Annotated in this window: 21 protein-coding genes; all 21 read right to left on the bottom strand. The window is 48.2% G+C overall.

The genetic code is table 11. The features are described 5' to 3' along the window. Positions 1–6 precede the first annotated feature (6 nt). Complete coding sequence (locus R3289_RS18300) at positions 7–777, bottom strand: DeoR/GlpR family DNA-binding transcription regulator (protein WP_318927218.1); 771 nt, start codon at positions 775–777, stop codon at positions 7–9. Between the two features lie 210 nt (positions 778–987). Then, the gene (gene glmU / locus R3289_RS18295; protein ID WP_318927216.1) at positions 988–2,349 is read right to left on the bottom strand and encodes a bifunctional UDP-N-acetylglucosamine diphosphorylase/glucosamine-1-phosphate N-acetyltransferase GlmU; all 1,362 of its coding nucleotides are present in this window, start codon (positions 2,347–2,349) and stop codon (positions 988–990) included. A gap of 192 nt (positions 2,350–2,541) precedes the next feature. After that, the gene (locus R3289_RS18290; protein WP_318927214.1) at positions 2,542–2,964 is read right to left on the bottom strand and encodes a F0F1 ATP synthase subunit epsilon; all 423 of its coding nucleotides are present in this window, start codon (positions 2,962–2,964) and stop codon (positions 2,542–2,544) included. A gap of 17 nt (positions 2,965–2,981) precedes the next feature. Further along, positions 2,982–4,388 carry a F0F1 ATP synthase subunit beta gene (atpD, locus tag R3289_RS18285; RefSeq protein ID WP_318927211.1) on the bottom strand — a complete coding sequence of 469 codons (1,407 nt, stop codon included), beginning with the start codon at positions 4,386–4,388 and terminating at the stop codon, positions 2,982–2,984. 32 nt (positions 4,389–4,420) lie between these two features. After that, positions 4,421–5,287, bottom strand: coding sequence for a F0F1 ATP synthase subunit gamma (gene atpG / locus R3289_RS18280; protein WP_318927209.1), 867 nt, complete (start codon positions 5,285–5,287; stop codon positions 4,421–4,423). Positions 5,288–5,331: 44 nt separating this feature from the next. Further along, a complete protein-coding gene (gene atpA, locus R3289_RS18275; protein WP_318927206.1) occupies positions 5,332–6,873 on the bottom strand; it encodes a F0F1 ATP synthase subunit alpha in 1,542 nt (513 codons plus the stop codon). A 16-nt stretch (positions 6,874–6,889) separates the two neighbouring features. Then, the gene (gene atpH / locus R3289_RS18270; protein ID WP_318927204.1) at positions 6,890–7,423 is read right to left on the bottom strand and encodes a F0F1 ATP synthase subunit delta; all 534 of its coding nucleotides are present in this window, start codon (positions 7,421–7,423) and stop codon (positions 6,890–6,892) included. A gap of 16 nt (positions 7,424–7,439) precedes the next feature. Next, positions 7,440–7,910 carry a F0F1 ATP synthase subunit B gene (gene atpF, locus R3289_RS18265; RefSeq protein WP_318927202.1) on the bottom strand — a complete coding sequence of 157 codons (471 nt, stop codon included), beginning with the start codon at positions 7,908–7,910 and terminating at the stop codon, positions 7,440–7,442. Positions 7,911–7,978: 68 nt separating this feature from the next. After that, the gene (atpE, locus tag R3289_RS18260) at positions 7,979–8,236 is read right to left on the bottom strand and encodes a F0F1 ATP synthase subunit C (RefSeq protein WP_107285083.1); all 258 of its coding nucleotides are present in this window, start codon (positions 8,234–8,236) and stop codon (positions 7,979–7,981) included. A 70-nt stretch (positions 8,237–8,306) separates the two neighbouring features. Continuing rightward, the gene (atpB, locus tag R3289_RS18255; RefSeq protein WP_318927198.1) at positions 8,307–9,095 is read right to left on the bottom strand and encodes a F0F1 ATP synthase subunit A; all 789 of its coding nucleotides are present in this window, start codon (positions 9,093–9,095) and stop codon (positions 8,307–8,309) included. 8 nt (positions 9,096–9,103) lie between these two features. Continuing rightward, positions 9,104–9,493 carry a F0F1 ATP synthase subunit I gene (locus tag R3289_RS18250; protein WP_318927197.1) on the bottom strand — a complete coding sequence of 130 codons (390 nt, stop codon included), beginning with the start codon at positions 9,491–9,493 and terminating at the stop codon, positions 9,104–9,106. A 178-nt stretch (positions 9,494–9,671) separates the two neighbouring features. Continuing rightward, entirely contained in the window at positions 9,672–10,559 is an 888-nt protein-coding gene (locus R3289_RS18245; RefSeq protein WP_318927269.1) for a ParB/RepB/Spo0J family partition protein, read from the bottom strand. Positions 10,560–10,574: 15 nt separating this feature from the next. Then, positions 10,575–11,369, bottom strand: a complete 795-nt coding sequence (locus tag R3289_RS18240; protein ID WP_318927196.1) for a ParA family protein — start codon at positions 11,367–11,369, stop codon at positions 10,575–10,577. A 16-nt stretch (positions 11,370–11,385) separates the two neighbouring features. Further along, positions 11,386–12,006, bottom strand: a complete 621-nt coding sequence (gene rsmG, locus R3289_RS18235) for a 16S rRNA (guanine(527)-N(7))-methyltransferase RsmG (RefSeq protein ID WP_318927195.1) — start codon at positions 12,004–12,006, stop codon at positions 11,386–11,388. Positions 12,007–12,015: 9 nt separating this feature from the next. Further along, a complete protein-coding gene (mnmG, locus tag R3289_RS18230; protein ID WP_318927194.1) occupies positions 12,016–13,905 on the bottom strand; it encodes a tRNA uridine-5-carboxymethylaminomethyl(34) synthesis enzyme MnmG in 1,890 nt (629 codons plus the stop codon). 427 nt (positions 13,906–14,332) lie between these two features. After that, entirely contained in the window at positions 14,333–14,779 is a 447-nt protein-coding gene (mioC, locus tag R3289_RS18225) for an FMN-binding protein MioC (RefSeq protein ID WP_318927193.1), read from the bottom strand. Between the two features lie 155 nt (positions 14,780–14,934). Further along, complete coding sequence (gene mnmE, locus R3289_RS18220; RefSeq protein WP_318927191.1) at positions 14,935–16,302, bottom strand: tRNA uridine-5-carboxymethylaminomethyl(34) synthesis GTPase MnmE; 1,368 nt, start codon at positions 16,300–16,302, stop codon at positions 14,935–14,937. Between the two features lie 233 nt (positions 16,303–16,535). After that, positions 16,536–18,152 carry a membrane protein insertase YidC gene (gene yidC, locus R3289_RS18215; RefSeq protein WP_318927189.1) on the bottom strand — a complete coding sequence of 539 codons (1,617 nt, stop codon included), beginning with the start codon at positions 18,150–18,152 and terminating at the stop codon, positions 16,536–16,538. 2 nt (positions 18,153–18,154) lie between these two features. Continuing rightward, complete coding sequence (gene yidD / locus R3289_RS18210) at positions 18,155–18,412, bottom strand: membrane protein insertion efficiency factor YidD (RefSeq protein WP_318927187.1); 258 nt, start codon at positions 18,410–18,412, stop codon at positions 18,155–18,157. Continuing rightward, positions 18,379–18,735, bottom strand: a complete 357-nt coding sequence (gene rnpA, locus R3289_RS18205) for a ribonuclease P protein component (protein ID WP_318927186.1) — start codon at positions 18,733–18,735, stop codon at positions 18,379–18,381. The genes yidD and rnpA overlap by 34 nt, the downstream gene beginning before the upstream one ends. Positions 18,736–18,747: 12 nt before the next feature. Then, the gene (gene rpmH, locus R3289_RS18200; protein WP_045037224.1) at positions 18,748–18,882 is read right to left on the bottom strand and encodes a 50S ribosomal protein L34; all 135 of its coding nucleotides are present in this window, start codon (positions 18,880–18,882) and stop codon (positions 18,748–18,750) included. Positions 18,883–18,903: the final 21 nt, after the last annotated feature.

Genomic DNA, 18,903 nt, shown 5'->3' with positions numbered 1-18,903 from the left:
TAATTCTTATTCAACCGATGCGCAGATAACCTGCACACCTTGCTGTTCTATTTGTTCTTTTGCTTCAGCGCTTAAGCCGTCATCTGTGACCAAGGTACTGATGTTATTCCACGGCAACTCCATATTGGGGATCTTGCGGCCTACTTTGTCTGATTCCACCATCACCACCACTTCACGGGATACTTCCGCCATCACCCGGCTTAAACCAATCAATTCATTAAAGGTGGTGGTCCCACGACTGATATCGATACCGTCAGCGCCAATAAACAGCTGATCAAAGTCATACGACCGCAGAACAGATTCCGCAACCTGACCCTGAAACGATTCAGAATGCGGATCCCAGGTACCGCCGGTCATTAATAGGGTGGGTTCGTTTTCCAACTCATTCAGCGCGCTCGCCACATTCAGCGAGTTAGTCATCACCACCAATCCCTGCTTGGCATTGAGTAAACTGATCAGGCTGGCTGTCGTGCTGCCGCTGTCGATAATGATCCGGTTATGATCACGAATGCGCGCCGCCGCCGCCTGCGCAATGGCTAACTTACAAACTGAAATATTATCTTCGGCATCTGTTGCCACGATTTCGGATGGCATCGCAATCGCACCACCATAACGGCGAAGCAGTAAACCATTTTTTTCTAACGCGGCGAGATCTTTCCGGATGGTAACTTCAGAGGTTTTAAAGCAAGTTGCAAGTTGGTCAACGCTCACTTCGCCCTGTTCATTGACCATCCCCACAATTGTATGACGACGTTGCTGAGTATTACGCTTAGACATTATGTTTTGATTCGCTACCAACAAGTTTCGAAGTGAAACTTAATAATAGCAAATCAAAACAAATAAGATCAACAACGATTACTCTATAAACGGATGAAATATTTGAAGAGAGGAATAAATAAGAGAGCCAAAGAAACGAGAAAAGCATATCACAGATGAAAAAAAGGCAGGGAAGCCCTGCCTTTACGCAATAGATCTAATCCGCAGCAACTACTTTTGTTTTACCGGGCGTTTCCAGCCTTTGATAGTACGCGCCGGAGCACGAGTGATCACTAACTCACCTTCGCCGATATCACGGTTAATCGTCGCACCGGCACCTATCGTGGCGCCCTTGGCAATTTTAACCGGCGCGATCAGCTGAGTATCTGACCCGATAAATACGTCATCTGCAATTTCAGTCTTAAACTTATTGGCACCATCATAATTACAGGTGATCGTACCCGCACCGATATTTACCCGCTCGCCGATTTCGGCATCACCAAGATAAGTGAGGTGGTTCGCTTTAGAACCGCGACCTAAGCGGGTTTTCTTCATTTCGACAAAATTACCAACATGCGAATCACCTACCAGCTCGGCTCCCGGACGCAGGCGGGTGAACGGACCCACGGTACAGTCTTCGCCTATTGTTGCGCCTTCAATCACACTGTAAGGGCGAATAAGGGTGTTATCGTCGATCTCACAGTCTTTCAGCACAGAGCCCGCGCCAATGATAACGTTGTTACCCAGCGATACGCTGCCCTCGATGATTACGTTGACATCAATTTCCACATCCGTGCCACACTGCAGCTTACCACGCAGGTCAAAACGCGCCGGATCGCGCAGCATCACCCCTTGCTCCAACAGACGCTCGGCCTGCATCGCCTGGAATGCACGCTCAAGTCTCGCAAGTTGGATACGGTTATTGACCCCTTCCACTTCAATCGGATTAACCGGGTGTACCGCTTCAACCGCACGGCCTTCGTTATGAGCAATGGCGATAATATCTGTCAGGTAATATTCACCCTGAGCGTTTTCATTTTTCAGCTGACCTAACCAGCGTTTCAAATCGCCACCGTTGGCGACCATCACTCCGGTATTGATTTCTTTGATCTGCTTTTGCTCATCGCTCGCATCTTTCTGCTCAACAATCGCGACAACCGGGCCATTACGACGCACAATACGGCCGTATCCCATCGGATCATCAAGCACCACGGTCAGTAAAGCAATACCGCCATCAGGCTGTGCATCAAGTAAGTTGGTCAGGGTATCTGTACTGATCAACGGCACATCACCGTACAGAATTAAGACTTTCTCACTGTCAGCCAACGCGGGCGATACCTGGTTAACCGCATGGCCAGTGCCTAGCTGCTCTGCCTGCAAGACCCAGTTTACCGGCTCGTCAGCCAGCACCTGCTGCATGTGATCGCCACCATGGCCATAAACCAAATGGATGTTGTTCGCGCCCAGGTCACCACAGGTATCAATAACATGCTTAGCCATTGGTCTACCGGCCAGGGTATGCAATACCTTCGGTAAGTTGGAGTACATACGGGTGCCTTTTCCCGCGGCCAGAATCACAGCACTGAAGCTCATGACTAATATCCTTCTTGATGCATAATCGAAAATTTATCTGCCCGCATTGTATCTGCTCATCCCGCCGGGTTTAAGGGCAATCTATTAATTTTTGCCAAGTATTAACTCATATTTGATATAGATTTGTTACAACAGGGCCTTCAAAGATAAAAAAAGCGACCCTAAGGTCGCTTTTTTGCGTCATGCGTATGATTAACGTGATTTTTTCGTCAGCTCAATAACACGTAGCTGAGCGATCGCTTTCGCTAGATCACTGGCCGCTTGAGCAAAGTTGATATCGTCATGCTGATTCTTGATATGCTCCTCAGCCTGACGTTTCGCTTCTGCTGCCTTCGCTGTATCCAAATCTTCACCACGAATTGCGGTATCAGCCAGTACAGTGACTGTACTTGGCTGAACTTCAAGCATACCGCCAGAAAGATAGATAACCTCTTCCCCGCCGTGTTGCTTGGTGATTCGGACCATACCCGGTGTAATAGCGGTCAGCAGCGGTGCGTGTCCTGCGAAAATACCCAGTTCACCTTCGCTCCCGGTCACCTGAATACTTTCGGCTCGGCCAGAGAACAGTTTCTTCTCTGCACTTACTACGTCCAGATGAAAGGTTATCGCTGCCATGTCGCCTCCTACTTAGCTTAAAGCTTCTTCGCGTTTTCCAACACGTCTTCGATCGCGCCGCAGTACATAAATGCCTGCTCCGGGATGTCGTCGTATTCACCAGCAAGGATACCATTGAAGCTACGTAGCGTATCTTTCAGTGATACATAGATGCCCGGAGACCCCGTAAACACTTCTGCAACGTGGTAAGGCTGAGTAAGGAAACGCTCAATCTTACGCGCACGGGATACGGCTTGCTTATCTTCTTCAGACAGCTCGTCCATACCCAGGATTGCAATGATGTCTTTCAGCTCTTTATAACGTTGCAGAAGGCTCTGAACGCCACGAGCGGTGTCATAGTGATCCTGACCAACAACCAATGGATCCAGCATACGTGATGTGGAGTCCAGAGGGTCGATCGCCGGGTACAGACCCAGTGAAGCGATTTGACGAGAAAGTACAACTGTCGCATCCAAGTGCGCAAACGTCGTTGCCGGTGATGGATCCGTCAAGTCATCGGCTGGTACGTATACCGCCTGAACAGAGGTAATAGAACCGCTCTTCGTTGACGTGATACGTTCCTGAAGTACACCCATCTCTTCAGCCAGTGTTGGCTGGTAACCTACCGCTGATGGCATACGGCCCAATAGCGCCGAAACCTCAGTACCCGCAAGGGTATAACGGTAAATGTTATCGATGAACAGCAGTACGTCACGACCTTCGTCACGGAAACGCTCAGCCATTGTCAGGCCAGTCAGGGCAACACGCAGACGGTTTCCTGGTGGCTCATTCATCTGGCCGTAAACCATTGCTACTTTCGATTCTTCAGGTTTTTCGATGTTAACAACACCGGCTTCCTGCATTTCGAAGTAGAAATCGTTACCTTCACGAGTACGTTCACCAACACCGGCGAATACCGACAGACCAGAGTGCTGAAGGGCGATGTTGTTGATAAGTTCCATCATGTTGACGGTTTTACCCACACCCGCACCACCGAACAGACCGATTTTACCACCCTTAGCGAATGGACAAATCAGGTCAATAACTTTTACGCCGGTTTCTAGCAGCTCAGTTACACTCGACTGTTCTTCATAGCTTGGTGCTGCACGGTGAATCGCATAACGCTCTTCTTCACCGATCTCACCACACTCATCAATTGGCTGACCCAGAACGTTCATGATACGTCCTAGTGTTGCAGTACCAACTGGAACTTCAATTGGGCGGCCTGTATTTTCAACAGACAAACCACGACGCAAGCCATCAGAGGTACCCATAGCGATACCACGAACAACACCGCCACCTAGTTGCTGCTGAACTTCCAGTACTAATGTACCGTTCTCTTTCGCATCAACATGTAGGGCATCGTATACTTTTGGCACAGAGTCCTGCGGAAACTCTACGTCGACTACCGCACCGATGATCTGTACGATCTTACCTGTAGCCATCGTTAATCCTCTAAACTTATTAATTCTTCGCCTTAAACAGCAGACGCACCAGAAACGATTTCTGACAATTCTTGGGTAATCGCAGCCTGACGGGCTTTGTTATACACCAGCTGTAGATCGTTTATTAAATCTCCAGCATTATCTGTTGCCGCTTTCATCGCAACCATTCGAGCCGCTTGCTCACTGGCAAGGTTCTCGACCACACCCTGATAAACCTGGGATTCTGCATAGCGAACCAGCAAGGTCTCAAGCAGGGGCTTAGGCTCGGGCTCGTAAATATAGTCCCAAGAGTGGTTACGCTGCATTTCTTCGTCTTGTGATTTAGGCAAAGGTAGTAATTGATCAATCACTGGTTCCTGAACCATGGTATTTACAAACTTGTTGTAAACCAGGTAAAGGCGATCCAACAGGCCTTCATCATATTTCTTCAGCATCACGCCGACGGTACCGATTAGCTCATTAACGGTTGGGCTATCACCCAAGCCTGAAGTCTGAGCGACCACGTTACCGCCGTAGGTGTTAAAGAATGCAGTTGCTTTAGCGCCGATGAGCGCCATATCAACTTCTGCACCTTGTTCTGACCAACCTTGAATGTCTGTCATAGCCCGTTTAAACAAGTTAATGTTCAAACCGCCACACAAACCACGGTCAGAAGAAACAATGATGTAACCTACACGCTTGGCTTCACGCACCTCAAGATAAGGATGCTTATACTCGAGGTTACCAAGGGCGATATGACCGATCACCTTACGCATAGTTTGTGCATATGGACGAGATGATTCCATCGCATCTTGCGTTTTACGCATTTTCGATGCGGCAACCATTTCCATCGCTTTTGTGATCTTCTGCGTGTTTTGCACACTGCCGATCTTGTTACGAATCTCTTTTGCGCTGGCCATCGTTACTCTCCGTTAGTAGGTGATCGCAAGCGATCACCAACCAATTACCAAGTCTGGGTCGCTTTAAAATCGTCAACCAGTTTTACAAACTGAGCTTCAATTTCATCGTTCCACGCACCCGTTTCATCAATCTGAGATACTAGCTCAGCAAATTGACCTTTGGCATATGAAAGCAACGATGCTTCGAAATCAGCAAGCTTCGATAGCTCAACGTCAATCAAATAGCCTCGTTCAGCAGCAAAAATCACCACGGCCTGCTCAAACACAGACATTGGTGCATACTGCTTCTGCTTCATCAGTTCTGTCACTTTCTGGCCATGATCAAGCTGTTTCTTGGTCGCTTCATCAAGGTCAGATGAGAACTGTGCGAAAGCCGCTAGTTCACGGTACTGTGCAAGCGCGGTACGAATACCACCAGACAGTTTCTTGATGATCTTAGTTTGAGCAGCACCACCAACACGCGATACAGAAATACCAGGGTCAACAGCAGGACGAATACCGGCGTTGAATAGCTCTGTCTGCAGGAAGATCTGACCATCGGTGATGGAGATTACGTTAGTCGGTACGAATGCCGATACGTCACCAGCCTGCGTTTCGATAATTGGAAGCGCTGTCAGGGAGCCGGTCTTACCTTTCACTGCACCATTCGTGAATTTTTCTACGTAGTTCTCGCTTACACGAGAAGCACGCTCAAGAAGGCGAGAGTGCAAGTAGAAAACATCACCAGGGAATGCTTCACGACCAGGTGGACGCTTAAGCAGTAGCGAGATCTGGCGGTAAGCCACAGCTTGCTTAGACAGGTCATCGTAAATGATCAGCGCATCTTCACCGCGGTCGCGGAAATATTCACCCATTGCACAGCCAGAGTATGGCGCAAGGTATTGCAGTGCCGCCGCTTCAGACGCGGATGCCACAACAACAATGGTGTTTTCCAGTGCACCGTGTTCTTCCAGCTTACGAACAACGTTGGCAATCGTTGACGCTTTCTGACCGATAGCGACATAAACAGAATAAATACCAGAACTTTTCTGGTTGATGATTGCATCGATAGCCATCGCTGTTTTACCAGTCTGGCGATCACCGATGATCAGCTCACGCTGGCCACGGCCGATTGGAATCATCGCATCAACCGATTTGTAGCCAGTTTGCACAGGCTGATCGACTGATTTACGCTCGATAACGCCCGGCGCAATCACTTCAACCGGAGAGAAGCTCTCGGTTTCGATTGGACCTTTACCATCAATAGGCTCACCTAGCGTGTTCACAACACGGCCAAGTAACGCAGGGCCTACTGGTACCTCAAGAATACGGCCAGTACCCGTAACTTTCATGCCTTCCTGAAGGTTGGCATATGGCCCCATTACAACCGCACCAACCGAGTCACGCTCAAGGTTAAGTGCCAGTGCAAAACAGCCACCAGGTAGTTCAATCATTTCACCTTGCATTACGTCAGCAAGGCCATGGATACGAATAATACCGTCGCTTACAGAAACGATAGTACCTTCATTGCGTGCTTCACTTACAACGTTGAATTTTTCAATACGTTGTTTGATCAGTGCGCTAATTTCCGTGGAATTAAGTTGCATGCTCCAATTCCCCAAATCAAGACTGCAAAGTATCGCTCAGACGGGTTAATTTACCGCGTACTGAGTTATCGATTACCAGGTCTCCAGCTCTAATTACAACCCCAGCAATCAGGGTCTCGTCTACACTGCAATTCAGCTTAACTTTACGTTCAAGACGCAATTCTAGCTTCTCTCTGATCGCGGCAAGTTGACTATCATCTAAAGTCACCGCAGAAATCACGCTGGCTTCGATAGTTTTTTCATGTTCGTTTTTCAGGAACAAGAACTCGTCACTGACATCAGGGAGCGCTGCAAGGCGTCCATTTTCAGCCATCACTTTCAATAAGTTCAGACCGAACTCGTTGAGTTGCTCGCCACACACAGAAACAAATATTTCAGTGAGCTTGTCAGCAGAAAAACCACTGTGCAAAACCTCTTGCATAGTTTCATTTTTTGCTACTTCACTTGCAAAGGTCAGCATTTCCGCCCACTGGGCTAGCTCACCATTCTCAACCGCAAAATCAAATGCTGCTTTAGCATAGGGGCGTGCGATGGTAGTCATATCCGACATGTGCTTGCCCCTTTAATTACAGTTCTGCAGTGACTTTGTTAAGAAGATCTGCATGAGCGTCTTTATCAATCGTACGCTCAAGGATTTTCTCAGCACCAATCACAGCTAGAGTTGCAACTTGTTTTCTTAACTCATCACGAGCACGATTGCGCTCTGATTCAATTTCCGCAAGACCTTGCGCAAGAATTTTCTCACGTTCAGCCTGAGCTTCCGCTTTTGCTTCATCAACGATCTGAGCTTTACGCTTGTTGGCTTGCTCAATGAGCTCGCTCGCAGCGTGTTTTGCTTCTTTCAATTGATCAGAAGCATTAGCTTGAGCCAGGTTCAGGTCTTTGGCAGCGCGATCTGCAGCTGCCAAACCGTCGGCAATTTTAGCCTGACGTTCTTCAATCGCTTCCATCAATGGTGGCCATACATATTTCATGCAGAACATCACGAATAAGAAAAAAGCGATCGCCTGACCCAGCAAAGTTGCATTCATATTCACAACGCATCTCCTTAAAAAGGGTTGCTATGGGTCCATTTGCTATTGTTTATTAAAGCTGCCAGGGGGGATTAACCCGCTAGTTGACCAACAAATGGGTTTGCAAATGTGAATAGTAGTGCGATTACGATACCGATCATTGGAACCGCATCAAGCAGACCAGCAATGATGAACATCTTAACTTGTAGCATTGGTGCCATTTCAGGCTGGCGAGCCGCAGATTCAAGGAATTTACCGCCAAGAAGTGCGAAGCCGATCGCTGTACCAAGGGAAGCAAGACCTACAATGATGCCCACGGCAATTGCAGAAAAGCTTAGTAAAGTTTCCATCACTATCTCCAGTTTATAGTTGTCGGCTAAAGTGCCAGTAAAAATTGAAAAAATATTTTACGAATAATCGTTAATGATTGTCTTCATGTGCCTGAGACAGGTACACAATAGTCAACATCATAAACACAAATGCTTGAATCGTAATGATCAGAATGTGGAAAATTGCCCACGGTACTGAACCTAGCCATTGTGCCCACCACGGCATGAGTGCCGCGATTAGAATAAACACCACCTCACCGGCGAACATATTACCGAACAGACGCATACCCAGTGAAATAGGCTTCGCAAGTAGCGATACCACTTCAAGAAGCAGGTTAAACGGGATCATGATCGGGTGATTGAACGGGTGCAAAGCCAGTTCTTTAGCAAAACCACCAAGGCCTTTCACTTTGATGCTGTAATAGATCATCAAAGCAAATACACCCAGTGCCATTGCCATGGTGATGTTAACATCAGCTGTCGGTACTACCTTAAGATAAGGAATACCCAGACCATGTTCTGCGGCATACGGAATAAAATCAATGGGCACTAAGTCCATGATGTTCATCAGCAAAATCCAACAGAAAATAGTCAGTGCCAACGGAGCTATCAGCGGGTTGCGGCCATGAAAGGTTTCTTTAACGCTGTTATCAACGAATTCAACCATAATTTCCGCAAAGCACTGTAACTTACTTGGAACCCCTGATGTCGCCTTTTTCGCTACGGAATGGAATACCCATAAAAAGGCAAGACCAGTCACTACAGAGAAAAACAAGCTATCGATATGTACCGTCCAGAAGCCACCATCACCCACTGTCAAATTTGTCAGGTGGTGAGTAATGTAGCTTGACGGCGTTAGCGCTTCACCTGGCGCACTCATAACTCATCCTATTTGTTGTTGTTAATGAATAAAACCGGCCCAAAGATATTAATACCGAGAGCCAGCAAATAGGTCAGTTTGAGGGGAACAAGTTCCACCTCTATATACAGGTAAACAATGACAAACAGGATGACTGTTATGAGGATTTTAAGCACCTCTCCACCATAAAATGATGCCATCACCAGTCGCGCCTTGCGGGCACCACTAAAGAGAAAAGCACACATGGCAAAGACGGCATTGGCTATCACAAAGATGCCGCCACCGATTAATGCCGAGATTCCCCAGTCAACACTGACAGCAAACACTGCCATTAATGCCGTTGTTAACACGGCGCCAGATTGAAGTAACAGCAACCGCTTTGCCAATTGGCGTCCCGGTCTTACTAGCGCCGATACCATGTATTCGTTCCTCGAGTCCATTCCACCACACGATTGTTGTGCTGGGAAAACTGCGAAAATTATACGGCTCATTAGATTGAATGCAATCTAATCGCCGCAAATAAATGTGTAAGATTTTACAACACTATAACCTGATCACGTGATTGTAAATTTTGCAACAAAATCCACACGTTTAAGGTCACAATTCCTGGCCGAAAATTGCAAGGATTTGCTGTAACTTGTGCGACTGGTCAAAGTTGATAATAATCTTTCCTTTGCCATTTTTCTGTTGATTAATCGCCACCTGGGTGCCTAACTGCTCACTCAGGGTATTTTCTAGCGCCTCGACCTTAGGATCGACCATTACGCCTTTTGGTTCAGCGGCAGGAGCCAGCATTTTTTTTACCAACTTTTCGGTATCACGAACAGTCAGCAACTTATTAACAACCGTTTGGGCCGTTTCTACCTGAAGGGTGGCGTCCAATGCGAGCAAAGCACGAGCGTGTCCCATTTCCAGCTGATGTTTTTCCACCATTCGCTTAACCGCAGCTTCAAGCTGGTTCAGGCGGAGTAAATTCGACACAGTCGTACGGGATTTACCGACCGCTTCCGCGACTTGCTGGTGCGTTAGCGAAAATTCATTTTGCAGCCGCTCCAAAGCTTGTGCTTCCTCAATCGCATTGAGATCTTCACGCTGAATATTCTCAATTAATGCAATCGCCACCGCAGCACGATCGTCAACAACCTTAATAATACAAGGGACTTTCTGAAGGCCAGCTTGACGAGAAGCGCGCCAGCGGCGCTCGCCGGCAATGATTTCATATTGTTGCTGCGCGACTTCGCGCACCACGATCGGCTGAATCACACCTTGCGCGCGGATCGAATCACTTAATTCCGAAAGCGCTTGATCAGACATATCTTTTCGAGGCTGATACTGACCAGGCTGAAGCAGGTGGATTGGCAAATCCTTAAGCGTGCCATCTGCCGACAGGGATTGTGCTTTTTCGGCATTTTGTTGTTTAGCCTGTGCAACCGAACTGGTTGCCAGCAGCGCATCAAGGCCCTTACCCAGGCCCCGCTTACTTATATTCATGTTCAACCCTTATGCATTCACGGTGTCGGCGTTACGTTCCATCTCTTCACGGCGGATCATTTCACCGGCCAGAGCAAGGTAAGCCTTAGCGCCACTCGAATATTTATCGTAATACATGGCAGGACGGCCATGGCTTGGCGCCTCGGCCAAACGGACATTGCGAGGGATCACGGTGCGATATACTTTTTCACCAAAGTGCTTTTTAAGCTGCTGAGAGACTTCATTCGCCAGTCGGTTACGAGGATCAAACATCGTACGGAGCAGACCTTCAATTTTGAGATCGGCATTCACCACCGCGGTCAGCTTACTGATGGTATCCATCAATGCCGTTAAGCCTTCCAGAGCAAAATATTCACACTGCATAGGGACAAGCACAGAATTTGCTGCTGTCATGGCGTTAATTGTAAGTAGGTTTAATGCCGGAGGACAATCGATAAAGATGAAATCATAGTTATCACGAACCAGCTCTAACGCATTGCGTAAGCGTACCTCGCGGGCAAACACCTCCATCAGCTTAATTTCAGCAGCAGTAACGTCACCATTGGCGGCAATAAGATGGTAGCCGCCAGTGGTGTCTGTGATCACAACGTCGTTAAACGGGGTTTCTTCGACCAGAAGTTCATATGCCGTAGCATCCACCTGATATTTATCGACACCACTGGCCATGGTGGCGTTACCTTGCGGATCTAAGTCTATGACTAAGACTTTTCTCTGCGTCGCCGCCAACGATGCGGCTAAATTGACGCAAGTGGTGGTTTTACCCACGCCTCCTTTCTGATTGGCTACAGCTATGACTTTTCCCACGAAAAAACCTCATCAATTAATCCTTTGCCGTCAAGGTTACTAAATGACGCTCCCCTTCTAACTCAGGGACTTGCAAAGATTGGACTTCAGTCACAGAACACCATTCCGGTAATTCTGCCACTTCCTGTTGACTGAACTGACCCTTTAAGGCCAGAAAATGTCCATCTGCCGCAGGCAGATGGCGGCACCATGACACCATATCGTTCATTGATGCAAATGCCCGGCTGATCACCCCATCAAACTTCAGCTCCGGCTGAAAATCCTCAACCCGGCTTTGTACGGGGGTAACATTGGCAATTTTCAGCTCATGGATCACCTGGCGAATAAATCGGATACGCTTACCTAAGCTATCAAGCAGGGTAAACGTTTTATCCGGACACATAATGGCCAGCGGTATCCCTGGCAACCCCGGACCGGTGCCGACATCAATGAAATTATCGCCCTTAAGGTAAGCACTCACGACGATACTATCCATGATATGTTTCACTAGCATATCGCGAGGATCACGAACGGACGTCAGATTATACGCCTTATTCCATTTATGAAGCAGTTCAACATAACCTACAAGTTGCTGAATTTGTTGTTCTGTGACTTGCAGTTCAGTTTGCGCGATTAGTTGTTCCAAACGTTGTTTCACTGGTGACTCCTATTCGCCTTTTTTCAGCATGCCTTGTTTTTTCAGATAAACCAGCAGTATTGAAATGGCTGCCGGAGTAATACCAGAGATACGGGAAGCCATCCCGATGGTTTCTGGTTTCGCATCATTGAGTTTTGAAATCACTTCATTTGACAGGCCTTTCACCACGCCGTAATCCAGAGCAAAGGGGAGTTTCGTTTTCTCGTGGCGCAGGGATTTCTCAACTTCATCTTTCTGGCGATCGATGTAACCCTGATATTTCACCTGAATTTCAACTTGTTCACTGGCCTGACGGTCTTCATGAGCCGGAGCAAATGTTTCGATGGTGACCAATTGCTCATAAGTCACTTCCGGCCGACGCAGGAGATCCTCACCACTGGCTTCACGCACGATCGGGGTTTTAAGGATCTTATTCAGCGATTCGGCTTGATCGGATGTCGGGTTGATCCAAATTTCTTTCAGGCGCTGACGCTCCTGCTCCATATTTTCCATTTTCTGGTTGAAACGGGCCCAGCGCGCATCATCAACCAGACCAAATTCACGGCCCACTTCGGTGAGGCGTATATCGGCATTATCTTCACGGAGCAACAACCGGTATTCGGCACGGGAAGTAAACATCCGGTACGGTTCTTTGGTTCCCATGGTCGACAGATCATCAATCAATACGCCCATATATGCCTGATCGCGTCGAGGACTCCAGCCCTCTTTTTCTTGGACCTGCAGCGCAGCGTTCATCCCCGCCAGTAAACCTTGAGCCGCCGCTTCTTCATAGCCGGTAGTACCGTTGATCTGACCAGCAAAGAACAAGCCTTGAATAAATTTGGTTTCAAACGTCTGTTTCAGATCGCGCGGATCAAAGAAATCATATTCAATTGCATAACCCGGACGCACGATATGGGCATTTTCAAAACCTTGCATCGAGCGGACAATCTGCATTTGGACATCGAACGGTAAGCTGGTGGAAATACCATTCGGATACAGTTCATGCGTTGTCAGGCCTTCTGGCTCGATGAAAATCTGATGGCTGTTTTTATCTGCAAAGCGCATCACCTTGTCTTCTATCGACGGACAGTAACGCGGACCGATCCCCTCAATCACGCCGGAATACATCGGACTGCGGTCGAGGTTATTACGGATCACTTCATGGGTTTTTTCATTGGTGTGGGTGATAAAACACGGGATCTGACGTGGATGATCCGAGGATTTACCCATGAATGAGAATGTCGGGGTTGGATTATCCCCATGCTGAGTCTGCAGCTGACTGAAATCGACCGTACGGGCGTCAATACGCGGTGGTGTACCGGTCTTCAGCCGATCAATCCGGAACGGTAATTCGCGCAGACGGTTTGCCAGTGCGATCGACGGTGGATCTCCAGCACGACCACCGTTGTAATTCTCCAGCCCGATGTGGATCTTGCCACCCAGGAAGGTACCGACCGTCAGCACGACTGCTTTAGCACGAAATTTCAGTCCCATTTCCGTTACGACGCCAACGACACGATCATGTTCAACGATCAAGTCGATAACCGCTTGCTGAAACAGCATTAAATTGGGCTGATTTTCTAACACATCACGAACGGCAGCTTTGTACAGCGCCCGATCTGCCTGGGCACGGGTGGCACGAACAGCAGGGCCTTTTGATGAGTTCAGGGTTCTGAACTGGATCCCGCCTTTGTCGATTGCTTTAGCCATCAAACCGCCGAGGGCGTCGACTTCTTTAACCAGGTGTCCTTTCCCGATCCCACCAATCGCAGGGTTACACGACATTTGACCCAACGTATCGATGTTATGTGTCAAAAGTAAGGTTTTTTGTCCCATCCGTGCGGCGGCTAATGCGGCTTCAGTACCGGCATGACCACCACCGACTACGATGACATCAAAGTTTTCCTGGTAAAACATGAAACTACCTCAGGTATTCAAACAGCCAGTGAATTATCTACGAGCAAAGGCCGATCATTCTATCCTTTTTCTGATCAAGAGAGAATCTTTAGTGACGATCATTTGATCAACCAGAAGAGGGTCTTTAAATATATATAAGATCTTTTAGAGAGATCTTCTGTTAGATCTATTATTAGGATCGCACGATCGTGTGGATAAGCCATAAATGATCCTTATGATCATGGTGTTAATGAGGATCATTTGTTGTGGAGCAGCTTGGATCATCGTGAGGATTAGCTGGGATCAAAAAAGCCACTTATCAACAGTCGCTTGGCGCTTAATAACTTGTTCAATGGATAACTACCCTTTGATCACCGTTTAGATCTATAGTTATCCACAGAGAAAAGTTTAAATTTGGCCTTAAAATGGGGTAATTAAGGGATTAAAGTTATCCACAAATGTGGTTTTTCCAGCTTAATAACCAATTTTCAGCCGGGTCTTCCGGTACCGCATGCTGTGAAACATCGATATCTAAACGCTCTCCTAGCCGGGTTGCACCGAGTGATTGAAGCTGTTTGTCGATGGTTTTACCTGCCGCGCAGAACGTATCGTAGCTGCTGTCACCTAAGCCAATAATCCCGTACTGCAGCGATGATAAATCGGGTTTTTGCTCGCTTAGTTGCTTGATAAAAGGCTGGATATTATCAGGCAAATCGCCGGCACCATGGGTTGAGCAGACAATGAGCCAGATAGTGTCAGTGGTTAGAGCCGCTAAATCGGCCCTATAGATGACTTCTGTGGCGTGGCCATCCTGCTCCAGCAGTTCTGCCAAGTGATCGGCAACGTATTCGGCACCGCCTAAAGTGCTGCCTGTGATTAAGGTAATGTTGCTCATACTGTCCTCTGTATCAGAAATAATGACCTTGATTGTACTGCTTCATGACGGAGATAAAAGTAACTAAATATAGGGGGCACAGAGAATAAAAAGGAGGATGGGAATAATCCACAGGACAAGAAATGCCCTGTGGGTGCGATCGCATTCGGATCGTTTTATTTGCCGATACAGAACGAAGTAAAGATCCTGCCAAGAAGATCATCCGATGAAAATTCACCGGTGATCTCACTTAAGTGTTGCTGAGCCAGGCGAAGTTCTTCGGCCAGGATCTCACCGGCCATAAAGCCTTCCAGCTGGTTTTTACCTATCTCAAGGTGCTGAGCGGCCTGTTCCAGCGCTTCAAGGTGACGGCGACGGGCCATAAAGCCACCTTCAGTGGTGCCTGCGAAGCCCATGCACTCTTTCAAGTGTTCGCGCAACTCATCGATCCCCTCTCCGGTAAGGGCTGACAGGCGAACCAGGGTGGGATTATTGACATGGCAAATTCCAGCGTTTTCACCGGTAAGTTCCACTTTATTGCGGATCACGGTTAGTCCCATGCTGTCTGGCAGGCGTTCAATAAAGTCAGGCCAGATTTCTTTAGGATCGGTTGCATCAGTGGTGGTACCGTCAACCATAAACAGGACCCGGTCCGCTTGCTGGATCTCTTCCCAGGCCCGTTCAATCCCGATCCGTTCCACTTCATCCGACGCTTCACGCAGACCCGCGGTATCAATGATGTGGAGTGGCATACCATCGATATGAATATGTTCGCGCAGCACGTCGCGGGTGGTGCCGGCGATATCGGTCACAATGGCGGATTCTTTGCCTGACAGCGCATTCAGCAGGCTGGATTTACCGGCATTCGGGCGGCCGGCGATGACGACTTTCATTCCTTCTCGAATGATTGACCCCTGATTAGCTTCGCGGCGTACGGCTTCCAGAGTGGCCATAATGCCATTCAAGTCATTACTGACCTTACCGTCTGATAAGAAGTCTATTTCTTCTTCGGGAAAATCAATCGCGGCTTCAACGAAAATACGCAGGTGGATCAGTGCTTCCACCAGCTCGTTGACTCTGCTCGAGAACGCGCCCTGAAGCGATTTAAAGGCGCTTTTGGCCGCCTCCTCTGAACTGGCATCAATCAGATCGGCAATCGCCTCTGCTTGAGCGAGGTCAAGCTTATCGTTCATGAATGCCCGCTCAGAGAATTCTCCCGGCCGAGCCGGACGAATACCGTCCAGCTTGAGGATACGACGGATCATCATATCCATCAGTACCGGTCCACCATGTCCTTGCAGTTCCAGAACATCTTCACCGGTAAAGGAGTTTGGCCCTTGAAAGAATAAAGCAATGCCCTGATCCAGTGCGCTGCCGTCTTCATTTTTAAAAGGGAGGTATTCTGCATAACGGGTTTTGAGTTCACGGCCGGCCACCGCGAGTGCGACGTCTCTCGCTTTCGGGCCCGAGACGCGAATAATGCCTACACCACCACGGCCTGGCGGTGTGGCTTGAGCAACAATGGTATCAGTCTGTTCGATCATAACTTTGGCTTAGCTTTAAAAATTCGCTGCAATTGTATACCCAAACCAGCCCAATATGCAGAGTTCAGCGAGATTTTAGTCAAGGCTGCCATCGGAGTGAATAGGGGGGCGTGAGATAATGTCTATAGAGCGTAGAAGGAAAAGCGGTGCAATAGCAATTTTTGACTATCACGGGCATTAAAAAGGCGGCCAGAAGGCCGCCTTTGGGTCACAGAGTGGAGTCACAGGGCTAACTATGACTTACTGTGCAGACCTTTCTTTTCCAGTGAACGATAAATCAGCGTTTGCTGGATCAGGGTAACCACGTTCGATACCAGCCAGTAAAGAACCAGACCTGACGGGAAGAACAGGAAGAAGAACGTAAACATGACAGGCATGAACGTCATGATCTTCTGTTGCATTGGATCGGTGACTGTCGACGGGCTCATCTTCTGGATCATGAACATCGACGCACCCATCAGGATCGGCAAGATATAGTACGGGTCTTGTGCTGATAGATCATGGATCCAACCGAAGAACGGTGAATGACGCAGTTCAACCGATTCCATTAGTGACCAGTACAAGGCGATGAAAATAGGCATCTGCAGAACAATCGGCAGACAGCCACCCAGAGGGTTGACTTTCTCTTTCTTGTACAGCTCCATCATCTCCTGGCTCATACGCTGGCGGTCGTCGCCTAAACGCTCACGCATTGCTGCCAGCTTAGGCTGAAGCATGCGCATTTTTGCCATTGAGGTGTACTGTGCTTTGGTCAGCGGGTACATCGCACCACGAACGATAAACGTAAGGGTCATGATCGCGATACCCCAGTTACCGACAATACCCTGAATGAAGGACAACAGTTTATGGAGCGGGCTTGCGATAAACCATAACCAGCCATAATCCACGGTCAGGTTAAGATTAGCCGCCGTTGCTTCCATTTCTTTTTGCAGTTTCGGACCAACCCAGAGTGTGGATTTCAGGGTTTGCTCACTACCGGCAGCAATCGTCGTTGTTGGCAGACGGACACCGATATAGCCCTGGCCATTGCTGGTGCGGGTGAACAGGTTCGATGCTTCTTCTGAACGTGGGATCCACGCCGATACAAAGTAGTGTTGCAGCATGGCTGCCCAGCCATTCGCCGTTGTCATGTTCAGGTTTTTATCCTGCATGTCATCGAAGCTGTATTTTTTGTAGTTGGTATCGTCTGTTGAATAGGCGCCACCGCGGTAGGTCGGCATGGTCAGGCTGCCACCGTCATCCATCAGGTTTTGCTTCAGCTGAGCGTACATCTGGACACTTGCTGTGGCATCTGACTGGTTATTGATGGTGTATTCAACGTCGACAGCGTAGTTGTTACGCGTTAGCACGAATGTCTTGGTGTAGGTAATGCCATTTTTAACATAGGTCATTGGTACACGAAGTTCGTCCTGGCCATCAGCCAGATTGAATTCTTTTGCCTCGACCGCCAGCTGAGCACGACCCGCTGTGGTATCAATACCATTGGCCCCGATCAGGCCTGATTGGGCAATATAGCTGTGACCCGGCTCGTTTTGCAGCAGTACGAAAGGCTGGTCGGAATCAAGTTCGTCAGCGTAAGCCAGTAGTTTTGCTTCGATGACATCACCACCAAGCGTATCGACAGTAAGAGCCAGTACATCTGTATTGATAGTGATTAGGTCGTTGGAGCTGTTTTGCTCCGGAATTGGCTGGCCATCACCTGAGTGTGAAGGGACATCACCACTATTGTTAACTTGTTGCTCTACACCCTGGCCTTGTGGCTGCGGGCTATTGTCCATATTCCACTGCTGGAACAGCAGGAATGAGACAAACAGTAGGGCAATTAACAGAATATTGCGTTGGGAATCCATCGTTAATGATCTCTGTCGTTATGCTTGGTTGGCGGAACGGGGTCGTAACCACCGTTGTTTAAAGGATGACATCTTAATAGACGTTTCGCCGCGAACCAACCACCTTTTATCGCTCCATGCGCTTTTATTGCTTCAATTGCGTACTGAGAACATGTAGGGGTAAATCGACAGCGTGGTCCAATGAGTGGACTTATTGTCAGTTGGTAAAGGCGGACCAGTCGTATGACTAGCCACGCGAAGGGCGAGACAGGCGATGCCATAATTTATCTAACAACTTAAATAGCTCTTCGTTGCTCAGCTCACTGGCACTTTTCTTGGCTATCACCACAAAATCTTTGGCTGGCAGATCATGTTGCCTAAGACGGAAACTTTCGCGCACGATGCGTTTGAATTGGTTTCTGCCGACAGCAGTTTTGATCTGTTTCTTGGGAACAGCCAGACCGAGACGAGGGTGATTGAGATCGTTTGGACGAGCAAGAATAGTTAAATGAGGAGAGCCAGCACGGTGAGCTTGCTGGAAGACGTTTTTATAATGTTCGGGAGTTAACAAACGTAACTCCCGAGAGAAGGCTAGCTTATTCAAAATAATCAGAGATTACTTAGAAAGACGCTTACGGCCTTTTGCACGACGTGCATTGATTGTTGCGCGACCGTTCTTAGTTGCCATGCGTGCACGGAAGCCGTGGTTACGCTTGCGCTTTAGAACTGAAGGTTGAAAAGTGCGTTTCATGGTTTTACCTTAAATTAACTG

This window comes from Photobacterium sp. (assembly GCF_033720175.1).
Classification (GTDB): domain Bacteria; phylum Pseudomonadota; class Gammaproteobacteria; order Enterobacterales; family Vibrionaceae; genus Photobacterium.
The sequence above is the reverse complement of the archived record's forward strand: the minus strand, read 5'-3'. Positions and strand labels throughout refer to the sequence as shown.

Coding starts and splice junctions, on each gene's coding strand:
- yidC (WP_318927189.1), bottom strand. CDS start 18,152: ATGGATTCCCAACGCAATATTCTGTTAATTGCCCTACTGTTTGTCTCA.
- atpD (WP_318927211.1), bottom strand. CDS start 4,388: ATGGCTACAGGTAAGATCGTACAGATCATCGGTGCGGTAGTCGACGTA.
- R3289_RS18250 (WP_318927197.1), bottom strand. CDS start 9,493: ATGGTATCGGCGCTAGTAAGACCGGGACGCCAATTGGCAAAGCGGTTG.
- atpH (WP_318927204.1), bottom strand. CDS start 7,423: ATGTCGGATATGACTACCATCGCACGCCCCTATGCTAAAGCAGCATTT.
- R3289_RS18290 (WP_318927214.1), bottom strand. CDS start 2,964: ATGGCAGCGATAACCTTTCATCTGGACGTAGTAAGTGCAGAGAAGAAA.
- atpG (WP_318927209.1), bottom strand. CDS start 5,287: ATGGCCAGCGCAAAAGAGATTCGTAACAAGATCGGCAGTGTGCAAAAC.
- mnmE (WP_318927191.1), bottom strand. CDS start 16,302: ATGATCGAACAGACTGATACCATTGTTGCTCAAGCCACACCGCCAGGC.
- mnmG (WP_318927194.1), bottom strand. CDS start 13,905: ATGTTTTACCAGGAAAACTTTGATGTCATCGTAGTCGGTGGTGGTCAT.
- R3289_RS18300 (WP_318927218.1), bottom strand. CDS start 777: ATGTCTAAGCGTAATACTCAGCAACGTCGTCATACAATTGTGGGGATG.
- atpB (WP_318927198.1), bottom strand. CDS start 9,095: ATGAGTGCGCCAGGTGAAGCGCTAACGCCGTCAAGCTACATTACTCAC.
- yidD (WP_318927187.1), bottom strand. CDS start 18,412: ATGGCATCGCCTGTCTCGCCCTTCGCGTGGCTAGTCATACGACTGGTC.
- atpA (WP_318927206.1), bottom strand. CDS start 6,873: ATGCAACTTAATTCCACGGAAATTAGCGCACTGATCAAACAACGTATT.
- atpE (WP_107285083.1), bottom strand. CDS start 8,236: ATGGAAACTTTACTAAGCTTTTCTGCAATTGCCGTGGGCATCATTGTA.
- rpmH (WP_045037224.1), bottom strand. CDS start 18,882: ATGAAACGCACTTTTCAACCTTCAGTTCTAAAGCGCAAGCGTAACCAC.
- mioC (WP_318927193.1), bottom strand. CDS start 14,779: ATGAGCAACATTACCTTAATCACAGGCAGCACTTTAGGCGGTGCCGAA.
- glmU (WP_318927216.1), bottom strand. CDS start 2,349: ATGAGCTTCAGTGCTGTGATTCTGGCCGCGGGAAAAGGCACCCGTATG.